This window comes from Azospirillum cavernae (genome assembly GCF_003590795.1).
In the GTDB taxonomy this organism is placed as follows: domain Bacteria; phylum Pseudomonadota; class Alphaproteobacteria; order Azospirillales; family Azospirillaceae; genus Azospirillum; species Azospirillum cavernae.
Genome location: NZ_QYUL01000005.1, coordinates 110,001 through 130,808 on the forward strand (window position 1 = coordinate 110,001; position 20,808 = coordinate 130,808).

Sequence of the window (20,808 nt, forward strand, 5' to 3'; positions counted from 1 at the left end):
GCGGTCATCTGATAGCGCGTGATGTTCAGGCTGATGAGCGCGTAAAACAGCAGGTTGAACGCACCCAGCCCCAGCAAGGCGGCGATCAATCCATCACGCCGACGGATCGCGCCAATCAGCGTGATGAGGAAGATGGGAAGCCCGATCACGATGAACTCATCAATCCAAATGCCCCGGTAAAAGACGGGGAGGGTTGTGGCGAGGTGGGTGAACGGGCGTTCCAGAATGGCGGCGATCAATTGGCGATCCAGCCGTTTGACGGCGGCGACCTCGCCCAGACCCTCCTCCTGTTCCAATGCGGCCAGCCGATGGCCGTAGCCATTTTGCCCCACATCGTAAAATCCGCCCGGCTGTTCCAGATCGAAGGGGGCGATCACCTCCGCCGGGAAGATGCGGCGGGCGAGGCCGTCGCCAAAACCGCGCGTCCAATAGACGAAGGTGGCGAGATATTGCTCTGAACTCATGTGATTGAACACCTCACGGGTGCTCAAGGCGATGCCGGAACGCAAGTCGGTGAAGACTGGAACCCCGATCAACGATGTGTTGCGCGCGACCCAGCCGCCGGTCGGAAGGGCGAAAGCGAGGGTGGAGGCGATCAGGGCGGGCATGACCATGCGGCGGCGTTCACTCCAAATCAGGCAAACGCCGAGGCCGATGACGAAAGCCAGAAGGGCGCAATACAGGAAAATCGCCTTGGTGAAAGCCAGAGCCGCCAAGCTGAGGCCGACGCAGGCCCAGCGCCAGGGGGATGGGCGGGCCTGCCACGCCCAGGCTGCCAACCACATGGTCAGGGTTGTCAGCCACACCGCCAGCGGGTCAGAGATGATGTCATAGAAGCCCTTGTTCATCTGGACATTGGCCAGGACATACAAGGCGCTGAGCAAGGCGGGAAGACGCCGCCCGGTCAGGCGATGAACCAGCGCGAACAGGGTGAAGCCAGCGGCGCCGATCAACCCGGCGTTCACCCATTGGGGGATCCGATAAAGGCGCGAATCGCACAGACCCGTTTGAAGCAGACAGGACGGATGGAATCCGCCGAAAGCCGGATCAATCAGCATCATCCCAGCCAGCAGAACGGAATATCCAGGCTCTCGTCCAATGGCGGGGGGCACGGCCTCGTCGGTCGGTTCCCCGGAATAAACGCCATGCGCCCTCATGTGGTAGGCGCCGGAGAGATAGCTGACCGAATCGGCGGTCGGCTGGATCGGTCGGATGGTCAGTCCATAGCCGAAAACCACACACAGAAGCCCGATTGCGGCAAAAAGAGAGAAAAAACGCTGTCTTTCAAACCAATTTGAGAGGCTGACCACGGCGGATGGAAACAAAATGCGTCCTCTCATGGTGGCGTTGTGGGTGGCGACATCCAAGCTGTCGCGCCGAATCGGGGCAGGAGCAAGCCGTTTTTTGGCGCTCAAGGGCTGCGGACGCCAGGCTGGTGCTTGATGGGGTGGTGGATTGTCGCACCAGCCAGGGGGTGCATGGGCGTTGTCGTTGGATTTTCCGCAGCGACCCAGGTTGTTTTCGCCAAAGCAGAGGCATCCGCCATCCTAAAGACGGCGCTCGGTTTCCAGGATTATGTCCACCGACATCCATTATGTCAGGAGCGAAACAGCGGCGACACACGCGCACAACAATTGAGCGATAGTTTTGTTCAAGACGGAAACAACAATCATTACAGGCGCATGAGCCGGAAGGGAGCCGCATGACCGTTCACGCACATGACCTTGATTGCTTCCATTCGGCGCCGCGTTTCCTGCGGATGACGGACATGCTGTTGCGATGCGCCGTTTGCCGTTAGGCCGATTGTCTCCATCGATACCACACAACCTTGCGTTCAGAGGCCGCGATGCTGCATCATCATGACTTCCTCTCCAGAACTGTCTCCACCGACCGCGAGATCACACTGGAGGCGCTGCGTGTGTTCACTTATCTGAGCCGGAGGCTCCATTTCGATCGTCCCATTCCGGTGCTTCAGTCTGAATTGGCTGACGCTCTGGGCATGCAGAGGCCCAATGTGAACCGGGCCATCAAGCTGCTGGAAACCAAGCAGATCCTTCTGCGGGAATCCAAATTGGGACGCGCGATCACGTTCCGGCTCAACCCGGGACTGGAGGGCGGCCGCGCGTGAGATTTTGCCAGGGATGGAATGATCGTCGAGACCCGAGAGCTGTTCTTCACCAATTCCGCCCTGCTCAAAGCTGTCGCGTGGTATCAAAAGGTGCCTCATCAGACGGATCTGCCGCTTGGGGTCGTCACCATGGTGACGCCTAAGGCGGGAGGTGGATTGTCCATCCTTATTCAGCAAAGCGGCGCGTCCAAGGCCAGGGAGGTTGTCTTTCTGGCCAGCAAGACTCTTGGCTTGCTTCTGTTGTTTTGCCGTCGCCAGAAGATTCCGATCCCGCGCGACGCCTCGAAAGACATGGAGGCTGGTGACGATGGCATATCGCTGATTGTTCGCAGCGAAACCATGACATCGGGGCCATCTCATTGATTTGGTTGCGTCATCCATAGAGTGATGACGAAAATTACGAGCATTAACCGTTTCTGAAGCACAGCGGCGCCACTCTCAAACCCGATGGGAGAGCGCCGCTGATGTCACAGAACCGTACACTCAATCGCCTTGACCAGACGCAACTCGACATCGCTGTCCGGCGTCATGAGATGTTTCGCAACGCTCGGATAGGCGGCGCGCGGGCCAGCCTGTCCTTTTGCGATCTGTCGGGCCTGGATTTGTCTGGGCGCGATTTGGCGCATGCGGATTTTGTCGGGGCCAGCCTGCGTGGGGCCAATCTGACCGGGGCCAAGTTGGATTGCGCCTCGCTGTTTGCCGCTGATCTGCGGCAAGCCAACATGGAGCGGGTGAGCTTGGTCAAAGCTGATCTGCGCGGCGCGTGTCTGCGCGGCGCGGTGTTGATCGGGGCGAACTTGTTTGAAGCTGATCTGCGCGATGGATCCTTGGCGGAAAAGGACCGCTCCGGTCAGTTGCGGATGGTTCACATTGAAGCTATGCCCGCCGAAGCGTCCGGCGCGGATCTGTCCGGGGCCAATTTGACCAACGCGCGCTTGTCCGGGGCCATGGCCATTCACACCGATTTTACGGACGCGGTGATGCGTGGGTGCAAGTTGGTCCGGGCGACGATGCGCGGGGCCAATTTCACCGGCTCCAACCTGGAAGGGGCCGATCTGTCGGGCGCGGATTTGCGGGGGGCCTGCTTGCGCGGGGCTGTGCTGACCGGCGCCACCATGACGATGACGGAATTGACCGACGCCGATATGGGCGACGCGCTCACCGACAAGCCGGTTGGCCGGGTGATTGCCGAGTTGGGGCGGAGTTTGGATGAACTGCTGGCCGATCACATCGCCTGGGTCGGGTCCGGGGGCGCGCGAGGGACGGCTCTGGACCTGTCGGGGTTTGATCTGCGGCACGCGCCGTCCCTGGCCCACACCTGTCTGACCATGCTGCGGGCGTCGGGCGCGACGCTGTACGGGTTGGATCTGACGGGGGTTCAGTTGCAGGCGGCGGTTCTGGACGGCGCGGACATGCGCGGTTGCAACATGACCGAAGGGGATTTGCGAGGCGTGAATCTGCGCAACGCCAAGCTCAACAACGCCAATCTGCGGCGGATCAATTTGCGCCCCTTGGTGTTCGACGAGCATCGGTCAAAGCCGGCGGATTTGTCGGGGGCGAAGCTGCGCTACGCGGATTTCGGCGAAGGCAGCCTGCGCGGGGCCAATTTGTCCGGCGCGGATTTGTCCTTCGCCAACCTGATTGGTTGCGATCTGACCAAGGCCGATTTCAGTTCGGCCAAATTGTTTGGCGCGAAGCTGGAGCGCCGGGCGTTGGCGGAGGGCGTCATCCTCGACGGCGTGGCTGGATTGAAGCTGTAGGCCGACGCCACGGCCAATCCAGCCATTCCCCGCAGTTTTTCACGCCGCTGATTTTTCCAGCTTTTTGGTCAAGCGTCGCAATTCCAACGACGCGCGGTCGGCGATGCGCTGGGCGTTGACCAGCGTTTCAGACAAATCGCCGACGTTCGGGGCGATGTCTCCGGCGGCGTTGGACATGGCGTCGAGTTCGCTTGCCGCTTTTTCAATAAGGCCGATCACCAGACCCTGCGGACCGGCGGCGTTGTCAAATCCCGTCATGGCCATCACCCACAATAAAAATAAGGATATGCCAGTGTGTCGCCATCCATGTTGCGGCGCAACCGTTTTTCCGGGCGTCAACCAACGGAAGAACACGGCGGAACGTCAGGAAAAGCTGTGGCGGATCAAGCGTTAGGCTCTTGTTTCGTCCTGGCGCCGGGCGTAACACAGGAAGACGTTTTCTGACAGGCAATGGCCAAGGTGCAGCATGTCCAACATGGCCGACGCGCAATGCTCCACGCTCCTGGAATATTTGGCCGACACGCAGTTTGACGCCGACAAGATCAACCGGCTGGCGGCTCTGTGCGACGCGATCCGGCGCGATGTGGATGTGTCGGTTCGTCTGACCTTGGCGGATCGCCTGCGGCGTGATGGCTCCACCGCCGACACCGTTCGTTTGCACTCGGTCCTGTTCCAGTTGACGGGTGATCTTTATCACTGCGAGCGCATTCTCCATTATCTGCTGTTGGGCGGCGACAGCGTCGATCCGGCGCTGATGCATTACAGCTATTGGTGCATGTCGCGGCAGTTGTTTTTGGGGATGGCGGTTGGCGGAAAATCGGCCAGCTTTGTGTGCTGCGACCTTTACCGTTTTTACGAGGCGATGGTTCGGCTGATTGCGCGGCGCTGGTCGCTGACGCCGCCGCGCGCGGTTCCAAAGGCCGGGCCGATCCGTCGGGTGGCGGTGGTCACGAATCAATTCACCAACGACCGCCATCAACCAACGCGGGATTGCTTCGATTTCGCCTGTCGTTTGCAGGATGATTTCGGCTTGGACGTCGCCATCATCAACACGAACACATTGCCGACGCGGGTGGAAAATCTGTTCATCCCGCCGATGGTGGCCGAGTTGGTTGAGGATTACGAGGGTGTTTTCGCCATAAGAATGCTGGGGCGACAGGTCAAACTCGCTTCTTTCACAGAGCGGGCCTTCTGTCAGGAAAAATTGACCACCATTGTCGAAGCCATTGACGGCTATGATCCCGATCTGATCGTGTCCTTTGGCGGTTCCAACATCGCCGCCGATGTGTTTGCCGAGGCCAATTCCCGCCCGGTTGTGTGCATTCCGACAACGTCGGGGTTGACCATCTCGCTCGCTCATATCCTTTTGGGCTTTGACGAGCATGATTACACCGCTGGGATTCCCGAACTCTACCGCGCGCCCTTCGCGCGCCGTTTCCGGCCCTTCACCTTCGGCTACACGCTGCCGCCGACCATGGGGGACATGGGCGATCCTGGATTCGGCGCCGCGCCTTTTGTCTTCGTCGTGGTTGGCACCCGTTTGGACAACGAGGTCACGCCGGAGTTTCTGGCGCTGGTTGACGACATTCTTGATCGCTGCCCCGGCTCTCTGGTCGGTTTTGCCGGTGGCGTGACGGCGCTGCCGGGCCGCTTGGCGCCTCTGCGCAACGCCGACCGGACGCGCGTCTTGGGGCATGTGAACGACATCCGAGCGCTTTACCGGCTGTGCCACGCCTTTCTCAACCCGGCGCGGCAGGGCGGCGGCGGCGGGGCGGCCTATGCCTTGGCGGAAGGGCTGCCGGTCGTCACCTATGGCTGGGGCGATGCGGCGAGCGTCGTCGGCCCGCTCTTTTGCGTGACCGACCGGGACGCTTATGTGGCGCGCGCCGCCGCTTTGTTTGCCGATGCGGGCGAGCGGGCAAGCGCGTCCGCCGCCGCGCGCGCGCGCTTCGTCGAGGTTGGCGACCGCCGCCGCTGCGTTGAGCGGTTGCTCGCCTATGGCGAGGAGGCGCGCGGCTTGGTCGCGGCGACGGCAGGGTAATTAATCTTCTGTCATCACTTCCATGAGACGATTTTCCGGTCGATCCGCTGGATCGGTCATATTCTGTGAAAGCGGCTGCCTCTGATGCCTGAACCGACCGTCTCGTTCGTCATTGATGGCCGCCCGATTGGCCCGGATCATCCGCCCTATGTGATCGCGGAGATGTCGGGGAACCACAATGGCGACCTCAACCGGGCCTTGGCCCTGATCGACGCCGCCAAGGCGTCGGGCGCCGACGCGGTCAAGCTTCAGACCTACACCGCCGACACCATCACCATCGACCATGATGGTCCGGGGTTTCGACTGGACGGCGGGTTGTGGGCCGGGCGCACGCTGCATGACCTTTACCGCGAGGCCCACACCCCGTGGGACTGGCATGAACCGCTCTTTGCCCGCGCCAAATCCCTGGGGCTGACCATCTTCAGTTCGCCCTTTGACGAAACGGCGATTGAGCTGTTGGAACGGTTGGACGCCCCAGCCTTCAAAATCGCGTCGTTCGAGGTGATTGATCTGCCGCTGATCCGCCGCGCCTCACGGTCGGGCAAGCCGCTGATTGTGTCCACAGGGCTGGCGACTCTGGGCGAGATCGCCGAGGCGGTGGAGGCGGTTGGACCGACTCCGTTGGCCTTGCTGCATTGCGTCAGCGGCTACCCGACTCCGCCGGAGGATTGCAATTTGCGGACGATCCCCCATCTGGGCGCGGCCTTTCCCGGCGTGACCGCCGGATTGTCCGATCACAGCCAGGGCATCGCCGTGGCGGTGGCGGCGGTGGCGATGGGCGCGACCATCATTGAAAAGCATTTCACCCTGTCGCGCGCCGATGGTGGGGTTGACAGCGCCTTTTCCCTGGAACCCGCCGAATTCAAGGCGATGGCCGACGCGGTGCGCGTCGCGCGTTCCGCCATGGGCCGTGTCGAGTATGGCCTGAAACCGAGCGAGGTTGGCGGGCGTGATTTCCGCCGCTCGCTCTACATCGTGGCCGACGTCGCGGCGGGGGAGATTCTGACCCCGGCGCATGTCCGCTCAATCCGTCCTGGTTTTGGCATGGTGCCCAAGCATCTGCCCGACGTGTTGGGGCGTCGGGCGGCGCGCGCGCTGACGCGGGGGACGCCGCTGCGTTGGGACATGCTGGCCCCGCCGGAGGAAACGACATGACCGCTGGCCGTCGGCCCCGCGTCGTCGCCATTTCCCAGGCGCGCATGACCTCGACCCGCTTGCCGGGCAAGGTGCTGCTGGAGGCCGCCGGAAAACCGCTGCTTGTTCATCATCTGGAACGTTTGGCCCGCAGCCCCGGCCTGGACGCTGTGGTTTTGGCGACCACGCTCAACGCCGCCGATGATCCGGTCGCGGCGGTCGCGGCGGCCATGGGGATCCCGGTGTTCCGGGGGGATGAGTTGGATGTGTTGAGCCGTTTCGCGGGCGCCGCCGCGATGGCCGAGGCCGACGTCGTGGTGCGCGTCACCTCCGATTGCCCGTTGATCGATCCGGAATTGGTGGGCGCCTTGATCGCCGCCTTTCTGGCGGACCAGCAACCGCCGCTCGACTATCTGTCCATCGACAGCGCGCGTTACCCGCGTGGTCTGGATGCCGAGATTTTTCCGCGAACGCTCTTGGACGAGGCGGCGGCGACCGCGCGCGAGCCGTGGGAGCGGGAGCATGTCACCCCCTTTATCCACCAGCACCCGGAGCGTTTCCGGCTGGGCGCGCCGCTTGGCCCCGATGGCCCGGCGATTGAGCAGCGCTGGTGCGTGGACGAAGCGGCGGATTTCGAATTGGTCCGCCGCTTGCTTGAAACCTTGCTTCCGGCGACGCCGCTGTTTGGCTGGCGGGATTGTTGCCGTGTCCTCGACGATCACCCGGATTGGGTGGACATCAACCGCTCGATCCGGCAAAAGACGCTGCATTGAGCGGCGTCGCAAGACACAGGAGATCAACCATGGATCGCAAAGACTTCCTTCTTGCTCTGGATGAGACGCTGGAGCTGGATCCCGGCACGCTGACCGGCGACGAAACGTTGGAATCGCTGGAAAGCTGGGATTCCCTGGCCGTCATCAGCTTCATCGCCTTGGTGGACGAGACGACGGGCGTGGTGGTTGAGGCTGAAAAGCTGTCCCAGGCCAAAACGGTGGCCGATCTGTTGGCCTTGGCGGGCGTGGCGGTTGCGGCCTGAGGCTGTTGTGCCGCGTCCGGTTTCGGCTGGGGGCCGTTTGCGGGGGGGCGTGGCGTCTCTGGCGACCGGCCCCGCCAGTTATCTGTCCATCGGTTCGGGGGGCGTTCCAGTCTTTTTGCTCCATGGCTTTGCGGGCGACCGGCTGAGCTGGCAGTTCAATCTGTCGGCTTTGGCCGCCGGTCGTCGAGCCATCGCTGTGGATTTTCCAGGGCATGGCGCCTCGACGCTGGACGTCGGCGGCGGCCATGTTCGGGATTTTGCGCCTTGGCTGCTGGATCTTCTCGATGCGCTGGAGATTCCCAAGGCGCATCTGGTCGGCCATTCCATGGGCGGTTATGTCGGGCGGGAACTGGCGCTGTTGGCTCCCGAACGGGTCGCCAGCTTGACTCTGATCGCCAGCGCCGGGTTGGGAACGCCGTTCGATCTTGACTTTCTCCGCCATGTGACGGCCTTGCGCGACGTCGCTGACGGCGTCGCCTGCGCCGAGCGGCTGTTCGCGACGCCGTCGCCCTTGATTGCCCGCATTGGCGAGGTTCTGCACGCCCAATGCGGCGATCCGCAGCGTCAGCGGGCGTTGCAAACCATCATCGAGACCTCCTTCGCCCCGCACGCGGGCGGCGGCCCGCCGGTGGATTGGTCCGGGATCACAGCGCCGGTTCAGGCGCTGTGGGGGCGTGAGGACCGCATCATTCCAGTCCCCGAAGCCGACCGTTTGCCAGCCGGGGCGCCCTTTCATATCTTCGAGAACATCGGGCATGTGCCGCACACAGAGGCCGCTGGCCCCGTGACGGCGGCGATCCGGCATTTTCTGACGACCTGCGACGAAGCGGCGGGCGCTTTGTCCAACCCAGTGTGAAGCGACCATGACCGACACCCAGCCCATGCTTGCCGTCATCGCCGAAGAGTTGGCGCGGATCGTCGCCGACAAGGGGGAAACGCTGCCGCCGCTGACCCCGAACAGCGTGTTTCTCGGCGGTGAACTGCCCATTGATTCGCTGGATCTGGCGACCTTGTTGGTGGTGCTGGAACAGCGCACCGGACAGGATCCGTTTCGCGCCGGTTTGCGCCAATTCACCACGGTTGGCGAATTGGCGGCGCTCTACGATATGGCCGCCTGATGCTGGACCGTCCGTCCTGGCTGCATCCGGCCTTTCGCTTGATCGAAGGGGGAGAGGGGGCGGGCTGGTCGGAGTTTCGATGGTCGGATTTGGCGGCCATGCCACAGAATCCAGGGGGCGTTGTTCGGGCCGACCGGGCGTCTCGGGTGCTGGCCGCTTTGGCGGCGGCGGAGCGGGCTGGGGTTGGTTTGCTGCTGTCCCGTCGCGACGGCGCGCCAAGGGACTGGACCGCGCCGCCGGGTTTCTCGGTGACGCTGGAGACCTCGGGCACCACCGGCGAACCCAAGCGGGTTCGGCATGATTTCAATCGTCTGCGTGGGCGTCTGCGCGGCGGGCCGGACGAGGGCGCGCGCTGGCTGCTGGCTTATGAGGCGGGCGCCTTCGCCGGTATTCAGGTGATCCTGACCGCCGCGTTCACGGGGGCTGCCCTGGTGTCGGCGCCGGGCGGCGGGGTGGCCGATCTGGCCCAAGCGGCGCGGCGCCACGCCGTCACCCATGTCAGCGGAACCCCCAGCTTCTGGCGGGCCTTTCTGATGGCGCTTGGTTCGGACGTCCCGCCCCTGACCTCGATCACGCTGGGCGGGGAGGCGGTGGATCAGCCCTTGCTCGACCGGCTGGCCGCTCAGTTTCCAGCGGCGCGGTTGCGCCACATTTACGCCTCCACCGAAGCCGGGGCCGTGTTCGCCGTGGCCGACAAGCGGGCGGGATTCCCCGTCGATTGGATCGAACAGGGCGTTGACGGCGTCGCCCTGCGCCTGCGCGATGGGGTGCTGGAGCTTCGCAGCCCTCGGGCGATGTTGGAAGGGTCCGGCGCTGTTGGCGATGGCTGGCTGAACACCGGGGATTTGGTGGAGCGGCGGGGCGACCGCATGGAGTTTGTCGGACGCCTCGATGGGCTGGTCAATGTTGGCGGCGTCAAAGTGTCGCCGGAGGCGGTGGAGCGGCGGTTGCTGACCGCGCCGGGGGTGGCCGACGCCCTGGTGACGGCGCAGGCGAACCCAATCACCGGCTTTCTGCTGACCGCCCTGGTGGTCCCGGTTCCCAACAGCGACGAAGCGGAGCTGCGCGCCGCCATTCGCCGGGTGACGGCTGATCTGGTTCCTGCCGCCCGCCCGCGTGTGATAACCCTGACGGACCGGATCCCGTTGGGCGCCACTGGCAAGAAGGGCCGCAAGGCAGCGTCATGACCGAAGAATCGCCACCCGAAACCGTCAAACGCCACGTCATCGTCACCGGGGGCAGCCGTGGCCTTGGTCTGGGGCTGGTGGAGGCGTTGCTGGCCGATGGCTATCGGGTGTCCACATGCAGCCGGACGCCGACGGAGGCGCTGGAGCGGCTGGCCGGGCCGAACCTGTTCTGGCAGGTTTGCCGGATCGGCGACGCCGACGCGGTGAACGCCTTCGTCACGGCGGCGGTCGCCTGGGCGGGCGATTCGCCGCTCTGGGGGTTGGTGAACAACGCGGGCATCGCGCGGGAAGGGATTCTGGCGACCTTTCCCGACGTTGACAGCGCCGAGGTCATTCAAACCAACCTGACCGGGGCGATCCAGACCGCCCGCGCCTTTCTGCGCGCCAAGCTGACCCAGCGCGGGGGCGGGCGTGGGACTGGACGCGAGGCGGGGCGGATCATCAACATTTCCTCGATCATCGGCCAGCGCGGCTATGTCGGGTTGGCCGCCTATTCCGCGTCCAAGGCCGGGTTGGACGGGCTGACGCGGGCCTTGGCGCGCGAGGTTGGCCGACGTGGCGTCACCGTCAATTCGGTGGCGCCCGGCTATCTGACCACGGAGATGTCCGGAACCTTGTCCGCCGGGCAGCGTGATCAGATCATCCGGCGGACGCCGCTGGGCCGTTTGGGCGACGTCGCCGACGTCGTGCCGGTGGTCCGCTTTTTGTTGGGGGACGAGGGGGCTTACATCACCGGCCAAACGATCACGGTGGATGGCGGCATCACCTGCTGACGCGGGCGGCGTCTGGTGGCAACGGGGTTGACGCTAAGGAGTGTGGTGCGATGGTCGCCAGCGTTGTGGATGGGGTGGCGGTGCGTGGCGTGGTCGGCTGCATTCCCGAAGGCCGGGAGAGCCAAGCCGATTTGATCGCGCGGTTTGGCGAGGAAGCCGCCGTCAAAATCGCCAAGGCCACTGGCATCGAGGCCCGCCATCGGGTCGAACCCGACCAGTGCGCCAGCGACTTGGCCGAACGCGCGGCGGGCCATCTGCTCAACGGGATGGGATGGGACGCGGCGTCGGTGGATCTGCTGGTTTTTGTCACCCAGACTCCCGATTACGCGCTTCCCGGCAACGGGGCGCTGCTGCACCAGCGTCTTGGCTTGCGCAAGGCCGTGCCGGTTCTGGATCTGACCCAGGGCTGTTCGGGGTTCGTCTATGGCCTATGGACGGCCTCGGTCCTGCTGAAATCCATTGGGCGGCGGGCGTTGTTGATCGTTGGCGACACGACGTCCCGTTTCATCGACCCGATGGACCGGGCGGTGGCGCCGCTGTTTGGCGACGCGGTGGCGGCGATCGCGTTGGAATGTTCGCCGGACGCGGGGGCGATGGCGTTCGATTTGGGCAGCGACGGGGCTGGCGCCCCCTATTTGACCGTGGAAGGCGGGGCGATGCGCCGCCCGTCGGTTCCTCCGCGCCTGTTCATGGACGGCACCCAGGTCTTCGCCTTCACGCTGCGGGAGGTTCCGGGCAGCGTCCGCGCGGCGCTGAGCGGCGCCGGATGGGGCGTTGGCGACATCGACCATCTTGTCCTGCATCAGGCCAACGCCCAGATGATTCATCATCTGGCGCAAAAATTAGGGGCGACGCCGGAACAGACCGTTGTGGCCTTGGCCGAGGTTGGCAACACCAGTTCGGCGTCCATTCCCTTGGCGTTGTGTCTTGCGCTGTCCAGCCTGTTGACCACGCGGTCACGACGGCTGTTGTTGTCGGGTTTTGGCGTTGGTTGGTCGTGGGGAAGCGTCGCGCTGACCCTTGGGCCGCTCGCTTTGTGCGAAACGCTGGTCCTGCCCGGCAGAAACAACCCGGCAGAATTTGCCGCCTCGGCAACGGATGCCGAGTGACCGGCAGTTTCTGCCCAGCACCCGGCAGAATTTGCCCAGCGGTTTTTGCCGAGAGGTCGAAAATACCCAGCAAACCCGGCAATTTTGATATGGCCCGTTTTTTGCCTAGCTGAAGACCGGGGGAATTAGTCCCCCTCTGTCCAACGGCCCCTTTGCCCGGGTTTGGACGGATGATGATCCTCCAAAGGAGTGACCACTATGGCAAACGAAGTCGCCCTGACCTCCTCCATGCGCACCAATCTGCTGCAATTGCAGAACGTGCAGGATCAGGTTGCCAAGAAGCAAAACATTCTTTCCACCGGCAACAAGGTCAACACCGCCCTTGACGGCCCGACCGCCTTCTTCGCGGCCAAGGGCTTGACCCAGCGCGCCGGCGACTTGTCGTCGCTGAAGAGCGCGATGGGCCAGTCGATCAGCACCATTCAGGCCGCCGACAAGGGCTTGACCTCGATCGACACCATGATCGATCAGGCCAAGGGTCTGACCACCGCCGCTTACGCCGCCCTGGGCACCGACGCCGCGTCGGTCGCCACCCGCAAGGCGCTGGCTTCCCAGTTCAACGCGCTGCGCACCCAGATCGACAAGCTGGCGGGCGACAGCGGTTACGCCGGCAAGAATTTGATCGGTGGCAACGGCTTGCGTCTGGACAGCACCAGCACCTCGCGCGCTGCCGTCAACACCATCACCGGCCTTGAAAACGCACGCGTCACCAACGTGGTGTCGGCGGACACCTACTCGATCCGCGTCAAGGGCACCGGCGCCGTTTCGGGCCAAACCGGCGACATTGGCAACGCCGAAAACGCGCACGGCCTGACCGGCCTGAAGCTGTCGGGCAAACTGTCGACCAGCGCGGGCAGCTTCTCCGACGTGCAGATCGAGGTGCGTGGGGCTACGGGTCGCGAGCGCTCCTTCATCGTGTCGGACGGCAAGGAAAGCCGCACGATCTCCTACTTCGACAACAACCAGAGCATCGACACCAAGCTGACTGCGGCGGCGACCTCCACCACCGCTCAGGCGTCGCAGGTGACGATCGGCGGCACCATCGAAGCGGGCGACGTGTTCTCGGTCACGGTTGAAGGCCAGACCTTCAGCTACACCGCGACCTCGTCGGACGTCGCCATCGGCCAAACCTCCAAGGCCAACGTGGCCTCGCAGCTCCAGGCCTCGATCAACAGCGCGCTGGCCACCGGCGGGCGTCTGGCCGGCAAGGATCTGGCGTCCACCTCCGTCGGCACGTCGGGCACCATCACCCTGACCGGCGCGACCACGACGGGCGTCGCCCGTGAAGTGACGCTGGCCGCCACCACGACCAACGCGCTGACCAAGCACATCTCGGAAAGCTTCGCCTCGGGCACCGTGGTCTCCTTCACCGTGGACCGCCAGCTGTTGGAAGCCGCCAACAATTCGGGCAACGGCGTGTCCACCATCGAGAAGAAGGTGGATCTCCAGGTTTCCGTCACCAATCTGAACGGCTCTCAGGTCACGCGCGACGGCTTGAACAACCGTGGTGAAGGCAAGCTGGCTGATGGTGAACAGTCCTTCGCCTTTGACAGCGGCACCGTTCGCGTCAAGCTGGATCAAAACACCATCCAGCAGGCGGCGACCGCCAACTGCGCGGCGAACATCATCACCAAGCAGGTGACGGACGCCAACACGTCGAACGATCTGTCGGTGCAGTTGAACGAAAACAACACCAACTCGATCAGCGTGTCGGCGGTGAACCTGTCCAGCAGTGGTCAGGGTCTGAAGCTGGACGAAGCCCAGAACGACTGGACCGACCGTGCGGACATCGACAAGGCGGTTGCCGGCATCGACAACGCGAAGGCGACCATCCGGTCGGCGTCTCAGAACCTGTCCACCAACCTGAACATCATCACGACTCGCGAGAACTTCACCAAGGAGTTCAGCAACGTGTTGACCGAAGGCGCCAGCAAGCTGACGCTGGCCGACCAGAACGAGGAAGGCGCCAACCTGCTGATGCTGCAAACCCGGCAACAGCTTGGCACCATTGCCCTCTCGCTGGCTAACCAGTCGCAGCAGTCGATCCTGCGTCTGTTCTAAGGCATAGAGTTCGGGTAGGATCACACCCGGCGGGCGGCGGCATCAAAGCCGCCGCCCGTTTCTTTTCGGTCACGCATGACAGGCGCCCGCCTGTCGCGCCGGACCAAAACGCACCGGGTTCGCTCTCATGCCGCTTAAGTTTGTTCTTCGTCCGAATGAAAAAGTCATCATCAACGGCGCCGTGATTGGGGCCGGTGATCGTCCAGGCTCTTTCTTTCTTTACAACACCGCAAACTTCTTGCGTGGCCGTGAGGTTTTAAAAGAAGAGCAAATCGATTGCATCGAGAAGAAGTTGTATTTTGTTATTCAACTTATTTACATCTTTCCTGAAGATGCGCTTCTCAATGTTCAGCGTTTCAATTCAATCATGGAAGAAACACGGGCTGCGCGGCCTGACAGCAAAAAGACGTTGGATGACATCGAATCCCTTGTCGAGGCTCGTAATTATTACCGTGCTCTGAAGTTGTGCCGAAAGATGTTCAAGGGCAGTGGTGAACTCTTGGATGACCCGGCGTCTGATGGTGCGTCATCCAGTGACTCGGAACCGTGATTTGGGGCGGGGGAAAAGCAAACTTGTTGCGATTTCTCCCACGGCTTTGCTGAACGTTGCGTTGGGCCATCATCGCGCCGGTCGTTTGGCCGACGCGATGGCAGGCTATGATCGATTGTTGGCTTTATCGCCCAATCATTCCGACGCTCTTCATCTGTCCGGTTTTCTTGCTCATCAAATGGGGGATTCGTCCGAGGGATTGCGTCGGATCCACCGTGCGGTCCTCGTTAATCCGGTTTTTCCCGAGGCGTTCAACAGTCTTGGCAGCGCGATGGCTGATCTTGGCCGGAACGCTGAGGCGGAGGCGGCGTTCGTCCAGGCGATCAAACAACGGGGTGACTACGCCGAAGCCCACAGCAATCTGGGCACTGTTTTTCAGTCCATCGGTCGGATGACGGAGGCCGAGGATTCCTATGGGCGCGCGCTGGCTTTTGCTCCCCATCACGCCAACACGGTGTTCAATCTGGGGATTTTGTATCGACAAACGGGACGGATTGCGCAAGCGGCGCATCGTTTTTACGAGCTTGTGACGGCCCATCCGCAGCACGCTGGGGGCTGGCGCAATTTGGCGCTGTGTCTGCGTGGTCTGGAACATCCCGATGCGGAAGCCTGCCTGGTTCGCGCGTTGCAAGACTTCCCCAAGGACGCCGAACTGTCCGCTGAACTGGGGCATGTGCTGCTCGGGCAGGGGCGTTTTGCGGAAGCGGTTGCGATTTTGGAGCCGGCGGCGGTCGCTGCCGCTGGTTCGGCGCTTTTGCATTTTTCTCTGGCCGCCGCTTTTCAGGGACAAAATCGCCTCTCCGATGCGGTGGCGCATTACCGTGAAGCCCTGGCGTGCGATCCGACTCTGACGGGAGCGTGGAACAATCTGGGGGTGGCGCTGCTGGATCTGGGGCAGCGTGCGGAAGCCTTGCCTATTCTTCGGCTTGCGGTGGCGTGGCAACCCGATGACGCGATGGTTTTGAACAACGCGGGCACGCTTTTGGACGGTTTGCAGCGCTTGGACGAGGCCGCCGCCCTCTATTCCCGCGCCTTGCGGCTGCGCCCGGATTATGGGAAGGCCCTGAACAATCTGGGCGGGGTGTTCAAGGCGTGGAAATGGCTGGATCGCGCGGAATCCTTGCGGCGTGTGGCGATTGCCGCACAGCCGGATCACGCGGAAGCTTACGCCAACCTCGCATCGATTTTTCAAGAACGCGACGACATGAGGGAAGCGGAACGGCAGTGTCGGCGTGGGCTGCGGCTGGACTCGATCAATCCGAGCGCTTTGACCGGCTATGGCTTGGTTCTTCAAGTACAGGGAAAAATGGTGGAGGCCGAGGCGGCGCATCGCAAGGCCTTGTCCATCGATGGCCAGCATGCGGAGGCGCAGGCCAACCTCGGAATGCTGCTTTGGCAGCAATGCGCCGACGCGGACGACGCTGAAGCCCACCTGTCGAGCGCCCTTGATCGTGATCCAGCTCTTGGCCCCGCGCATTTGAATCGGGGAATCATCCGCCTGACGCTGGGCCGATTGGCCGAAGGTTGGGACGATTACCAATGGCGGTTCAAGGCCAAGGGGTATGAGGATCGTCGAATTTCGGCCCCGCGTTGGCAGGGGGAAACGCTAGCTGGTCGGCGTCTTCTGGTCTGGCCCGAGCAGGGGGTGGGGGATGAAATCCTGTTTTCCTCCTGTTGGCCGGACCTGATCGAGCGGGTTGGCCATCTGGTGATCGAATGCGACCGCCGGTTGGTTTCGTTGTTCGCGCGCTCCTTTCCGCAGGCGACGGTTCGGGCGTCATCGGTTGGGCCGGATGGACAGGAGCGGATCGACCCGCCTGGGGTCGACGCTCAAATTCCAGCCGGTGATGTGCCGCGTTTGCTGCGTGGAGCGCTGACGTCCTTTGCCTCGGCGCGCCCTTGGCTGATCCCGGATCCACAGCGCGTTGCGCTGTGGCGTGATCGTGTGGCGGCGTTGGGGAATGGAGTGAAAATCGGCATCGGTTGGCGCAGCCAAAAGATGACCACGGATCGGCGCGCCGCCTACACCAGCTTGGACCAATGGGGAACAATCTTCGCGATTCCCGGTCTGATTTTCGTCAATGTCCAGTATGGCGACTGCGCCGAAGAGTTGGACGCGGCTGAGCGACGGTTTGGCGTGCGCATCCATCGTTGGGATGATCTCAATCTGAAGGATGATTTTGACGGCGCCGCCGCGTTGACCGTCAATCTTGATCTGGTCATCTCTCCGGCCATGTCCGCTGGGGAATTGGCGGGAGCTTTGGGAACGCCGGTTTGGCGCTTTGGCGGACGGGATTGGACCCAACTGGGGACAGGCGTGCGGCCCTGGTTCTCGACCATGCGACTGTTTCAGCCGGGGCCGGGGGAGGGGTTGGACGCGGCGCTCGCGCGCATGGCCTCTGCCTTGCGGCGGCTTCAGGTTGAGGCCATCCAGCCAAGCGTGGTGAACGCCCAGGCCATTGATGAGGCGGTGGCCGACGCTGTCGCGGTGTATCGCGTGGGGGATGTGACGGGGGCCGAATCCCGGGTTTCAGCGATTCTGACCAAGGCCCCAGATCACGGGGTGGCGCTGCATCTGGCGGGTGTGCTCGCGGCCCGTCGCGGTGACAATGCCGTTGCGGAAACGCGCTTCGCTCTTGCGGTTCGGGCCAATCCACTGAACGCGGCGGCCCATGCGGGGCGGGGCGAAGCCTTGCAGCGGCTTGAAAGGGATGAGGAAGCCCTTGCCGCTTTGCGGGCGGCGGTGATGGCGCAGCCGGACGCCGGGGAGCATCTGGTCAATTTAACCGCCCTTCTCCGCCGGTTGGGACAGGGTGACGCGGCGCGGAGCGCTGTTCGTCGCGCCATCCGATTGCGTCCGGACTTGATGCTGGCCCACACGCATCTGGGGTCTTTGACCGATGATCCGCGTCAGGCTCTGCTGTGTCATCGGCGGGCCGTGGCGTTGGCGCCAGGACATGGCGACGCGTTGAACAATTTGGGCGGGGCGCTGTATGGGATTGACCGCTTCGGTGAGGCCGCGCGGGTGTTGGGTTGGGCGGTTCGGATCCTTCCGACGATGGCCGTCGCCTGGACTGGACGGGGCAACGCGCTTGACGCGCTGGGTCGTGTTGACGGGGCGGCGCGCTGTCATCGGATCGCTCTGGCCAATCAACCGGATTTGGCTGAGGCGCACGCCAATTTGGCCTTTCATCATCAGCGGTTGAGCCAACGGGATGCGGCGTTGGCCGCCTATCGCCGAGCCTTGCTGTCGGATCCCCGGCATGGGCAGGCCCATTACAACCGGGGTATGCTGCTTCTGGAGAGGGGAGACCTGCGGCAGGGTTGGGCGGAGCATGAATGGCGCTTCGCCACGCCGCAACAGCGTCACCAGCGCCGTCGGATAAGGGCGCGAGTCTGGCGGGGAGAGAACATTGCGCAGGCCCGGCTGTTGGTCTGGCGGGAGCAGGGGGTTGGCGACGAAATCCTGTTTTCCTCCTGCTACGGCGAGCTTGCCAAGCGCGCCGGGCGCTTGGTGATCGAATGCGACCGCCGTCTGGCGCCCTTGTTCGCCCGTTCGTTCCCAACGGCCACCGTGCGCCCGGAAACCAGCGAACCGCGTGATGTCGATGTGCAGATTGCGGCGGGCAGCGTGCCCCGTCTGCTGCGCTCGGACCTGAAACGCTTTCCCGTCGCCACTTCTTGGTTGACGCCGGACCCGGATCGGGTGGCTGTGTGGCGGGATCGCCTGGGCGCTCTGGGGCCGGGCCTGAAGATCGGCATCGGCTGGCGCAGTCAGGTCGTCACCGCCCAGCGGCAAGGGGCTTACACCGCGTTGGATCAATGGGGCGCGATCTTCGCCATTCCCGGAATCACCTTCGTCAACCTGCAATATGGCGAGTGCGCCGATGAAATTCAGGCCGCCGAACGCCGTTTCGGCGTGACGATCCATCGCTGGCCCGATTTGAATCTGAAGGATGATTTCGACGGCGTCGCCGCCTTGATGGTCAATCTTGATCTGATTCTGTCACCGGCCATGTCGGCGGGGGAGTTGGCCGGGGCGCTGGGGGCGCCGGTCTGGCGTTTTTGTGGTCCGGATTGGACGGAACTGGGCAGCGCGGCGCGTCCATGGTTTCCCACCATGCGGGTCTTCCATCCCAGACCTGGAACGGATTTGACCGACGCGCTCAACCAGATTGCCGGGACGTTGCGGGGATTGCTCCAGCCCATTGGCTCCCCCCCGTCGGGCGATGACCTGGACAGTCTGTTGCAACAGGCGGTGGACGCCCATCAGACCGGCGCCTCTGACGAGGCCGCCAGACTTTATGAGCGTGTGCTTGACCGTGATCCGGCAAGCGTCGTCGCGTTGCACCTGTCGGGCCTGCTTGCCCATCAGACCGGCGAATCGGAGCGAGGGGAGGCGCGGATCGCCGCCGCTGTCGCGGCGATGCCCGAATACGCGGCGGCGCAGGTCAGCTTGGGCGTGGTGCGCCTGACGCTGGGAGCTGCAAGCGACGCCGTGGCCTGCTTGCGCAACGCGCTTGCTTTGCAGCCGGACGATGCGGCGGCCTTGAGCAACCTCGGCAACGCGTTGGCGGCGGTGAACGCCCTGATTTTGTCGGAAATGGCGCATCGCCGCGCTGTGCTCACCAACCCTTCGATGCCGGAGGCGCACGACAATCACGGCGTTGCTCTGGCCCGGCTTGGCCGTCTGGCCGACGCGTGGCAGTCCCATCGGCAGGCGTTGCGGCTTGCCCCCGCTCTGGTGTCCGGCTGGGTCAATCGGTCGATTGTGGCCCGACGGCTGGCGCGGCATGACGCGGCGGATCGGGCCGGACAAACGGCGCTGACGTTGGACCCCGCCTTGGCCGACGCCATGGCCAACCGTGGGCGGCTGTTGCGGGAGCAAGGGCAGGTTGGCGCGGCCTTGCGCTGGTGCGACCGCGCCCTGGCTGTCCAGCCGGGATTGCCCAGCGCCGCCTTCAACGGCGGGGTTCTGCGTCTGGCGGCGGGAATCTTGGACGTTGGATGGCTGGGTTATGACCAGCGTTTTGAGGCCGACGCGCTCAGCGGCGCCGCTCGCCGTCCCGGCGTGCCGGTCTGGCGGGGAGAGGCTTTGGCTGAACGGCGAATTTTGGTGTGGCGGGAGCAGGGGATTGGCGACGAGGTGATGTTCGCCAATTGTCTGCCGTCCCTGATCGCCCAGGCCGAGCGTGTGACGCTGGAGTGTGACCGCCGTTTTCAGACGCTGTTTGCCCGCTCCTTCCCAAACGCCACGGTTGTTCCGGCGGCGGAGGCCATCGACCAAAGGGTCGAGGGCGTTGATTGCCATGTCGCTGTCGGCTCGCTGCCTCGGCACCTACGGCGTAATCTGAGTGACTTTCCCGTGTCTCCTGCTTTTTTGCAGGCTGATGAATCGGCGGTCGTCCGGTGGCGTCGGCGTTTGGCGGCGGTGGGACGCGGGCTTATGGTCGGCGTGGCGTGGCGCAGCGGCCAGTTGGACGCGGAGCGTATGCCGGATTACACGCGGCTGGAGGATTGGGCGGCGGTGTTCGCTGTTCCCGGCGTCACCTTCATCAATCTTCAATATGGCGATTGCGCCGCAGAGCTGGAGTTGGCGCGGCGGAATCTTCCCCGCGTGCCCCATGTCTTTGCCGATTTGAATCTCAAAGATGATCTTGATGAAACGGCGGCGTTGATGACGGCCTTGGATTTGGTGATCGCTCCGGCGATCTCAACCGGGGAGTTGGCCGGGGCGTTGGGAACGCCGGTTTGGCGGATTGGCCGTGATGGGGATTGGACCACGCTTGGCGCCGCTGTGCGTCCATGGTTCCCGGCCATGCGCGTTTTTCGTTGTGCGCCGGGGCAAACGGTGGCCGATCAGTTGCCAGTGGTTGCCGCCGCTCTGCGGGGCTTGGCGATTATGGCGTAA

17 protein-coding genes (1 of these 17 cut by a window edge) are annotated in these 20,808 nt (G+C 63.6%); 15 read left to right on the plus strand and 2 right to left on the minus strand.

Annotated elements, in window-relative coordinates; translation table 11 throughout:
- Positions 1 to 1,238, minus strand: the 5' portion of a protein-coding gene (locus D3877_RS25995; protein WP_119833713.1) for a hypothetical protein. The gene continues 70 nt to the left of window position 1, outside the view; 1,238 of the gene's 1,308 nt are visible here — the first part of the coding sequence; its start codon is at positions 1,236 to 1,238; its stop codon lies off the left edge, out of view.
- A 608-nt stretch (positions 1,239 to 1,846) separates the two neighbouring features.
- Between D3877_RS25995 and D3877_RS26000 the strand changes: the two genes are divergently transcribed.
- From D3877_RS26000 to D3877_RS26010, 3 genes are all read left to right on the plus strand, one after another.
- Positions 1,847 to 2,128, plus strand: a complete 282-nt coding sequence (locus D3877_RS26000; RefSeq protein WP_238475093.1) for a MarR family transcriptional regulator — start codon at positions 1,847 to 1,849, stop codon at positions 2,126 to 2,128.
- Between the two features lie 18 nt (positions 2,129 to 2,146).
- Complete coding sequence (locus D3877_RS26005) at positions 2,147 to 2,491, plus strand: hypothetical protein (protein WP_119833715.1); 345 nt, start codon at positions 2,147 to 2,149, stop codon at positions 2,489 to 2,491.
- Between the two features lie 170 nt (positions 2,492 to 2,661).
- On the plus strand, positions 2,662 to 3,888 hold the full coding sequence (locus tag D3877_RS26010) for a pentapeptide repeat-containing protein (protein ID WP_238475094.1): 1,227 nt from the start codon (positions 2,662 to 2,664) through the stop codon (positions 3,886 to 3,888).
- 39 nt (positions 3,889 to 3,927) lie between these two features.
- Here the strand turns inward: D3877_RS26010 and D3877_RS26015 are convergent, their stop codons facing one another.
- Positions 3,928 to 4,146 (minus strand): hypothetical protein, encoded by a 219-nt coding sequence (locus D3877_RS26015; RefSeq protein ID WP_119834038.1) that lies wholly within the window; start codon positions 4,144 to 4,146, stop codon positions 3,928 to 3,930.
- 208 nt (positions 4,147 to 4,354) lie between these two features.
- Between D3877_RS26015 and D3877_RS26020 the strand changes: the two genes are divergently transcribed.
- The 12 genes from D3877_RS26020 (at position 4,355) to D3877_RS26075 (ending at position 20,808) form a co-directional block, all read left to right on the plus strand.
- Positions 4,355 to 5,929 (plus strand): glycosyltransferase, encoded by a 1,575-nt coding sequence (locus D3877_RS26020; RefSeq protein ID WP_119833717.1) that lies wholly within the window; start codon positions 4,355 to 4,357, stop codon positions 5,927 to 5,929.
- A gap of 84 nt (positions 5,930 to 6,013) precedes the next feature.
- The gene (pseI, locus tag D3877_RS26025) at positions 6,014 to 7,084 is read left to right on the plus strand and encodes a pseudaminic acid synthase (protein ID WP_119833718.1); all 1,071 of its coding nucleotides are present in this window, start codon (positions 6,014 to 6,016) and stop codon (positions 7,082 to 7,084) included.
- Positions 7,081 to 7,836 carry a cytidylyltransferase domain-containing protein gene (locus D3877_RS26030; RefSeq protein ID WP_119833719.1) on the plus strand — a complete coding sequence of 252 codons (756 nt, stop codon included), beginning with the start codon at positions 7,081 to 7,083 and terminating at the stop codon, positions 7,834 to 7,836. The genes pseI and D3877_RS26030 overlap by 4 nt, the downstream gene beginning before the upstream one ends.
- 29 nt (positions 7,837 to 7,865) lie before the next feature.
- A complete protein-coding gene (locus D3877_RS26035) occupies positions 7,866 to 8,099 on the plus strand; it encodes a phosphopantetheine-binding protein (RefSeq protein ID WP_119833720.1) in 234 nt (77 codons plus the stop codon).
- A gap of 49 nt (positions 8,100 to 8,148) precedes the next feature.
- Positions 8,149 to 8,955, plus strand: a complete 807-nt coding sequence (locus D3877_RS26040) for an alpha/beta fold hydrolase (RefSeq protein WP_238475095.1) — start codon at positions 8,149 to 8,151, stop codon at positions 8,953 to 8,955.
- Between the two features lie 7 nt (positions 8,956 to 8,962).
- Positions 8,963 to 9,217 (plus strand): acyl carrier protein, encoded by a 255-nt coding sequence (locus D3877_RS26045; RefSeq protein WP_119833722.1) that lies wholly within the window; start codon positions 8,963 to 8,965, stop codon positions 9,215 to 9,217.
- Complete coding sequence (locus tag D3877_RS26050) at positions 9,217 to 10,404, plus strand: ANL family adenylate-forming protein (RefSeq protein ID WP_238475096.1); 1,188 nt, start codon at positions 9,217 to 9,219, stop codon at positions 10,402 to 10,404. The genes D3877_RS26045 and D3877_RS26050 overlap by 1 nt, the downstream gene beginning before the upstream one ends.
- Complete coding sequence (locus D3877_RS26055; protein WP_119833724.1) at positions 10,401 to 11,177, plus strand: SDR family NAD(P)-dependent oxidoreductase; 777 nt, start codon at positions 10,401 to 10,403, stop codon at positions 11,175 to 11,177. The genes D3877_RS26050 and D3877_RS26055 overlap by 4 nt, the downstream gene beginning before the upstream one ends.
- Before the next feature lie 50 nt (positions 11,178 to 11,227).
- A complete protein-coding gene (locus tag D3877_RS26060) occupies positions 11,228 to 12,286 on the plus strand; it encodes a ketoacyl-ACP synthase III (RefSeq protein WP_119833725.1) in 1,059 nt (352 codons plus the stop codon).
- Between the two features lie 198 nt (positions 12,287 to 12,484).
- Positions 12,485 to 14,347, plus strand: coding sequence for a flagellin N-terminal helical domain-containing protein (locus D3877_RS26065; RefSeq protein ID WP_119833726.1), 1,863 nt, complete (start codon positions 12,485 to 12,487; stop codon positions 14,345 to 14,347).
- 127 nt (positions 14,348 to 14,474) lie between these two features.
- A complete protein-coding gene (locus D3877_RS26070) occupies positions 14,475 to 14,897 on the plus strand; it encodes a flagellar biosynthesis repressor FlbT (RefSeq protein ID WP_119833727.1) in 423 nt (140 codons plus the stop codon).
- A complete protein-coding gene (locus D3877_RS26075; protein WP_238475136.1) occupies positions 14,881 to 20,808 on the plus strand; it encodes a tetratricopeptide repeat protein in 5,928 nt (1,975 codons plus the stop codon). The genes D3877_RS26070 and D3877_RS26075 overlap by 17 nt, the downstream gene beginning before the upstream one ends.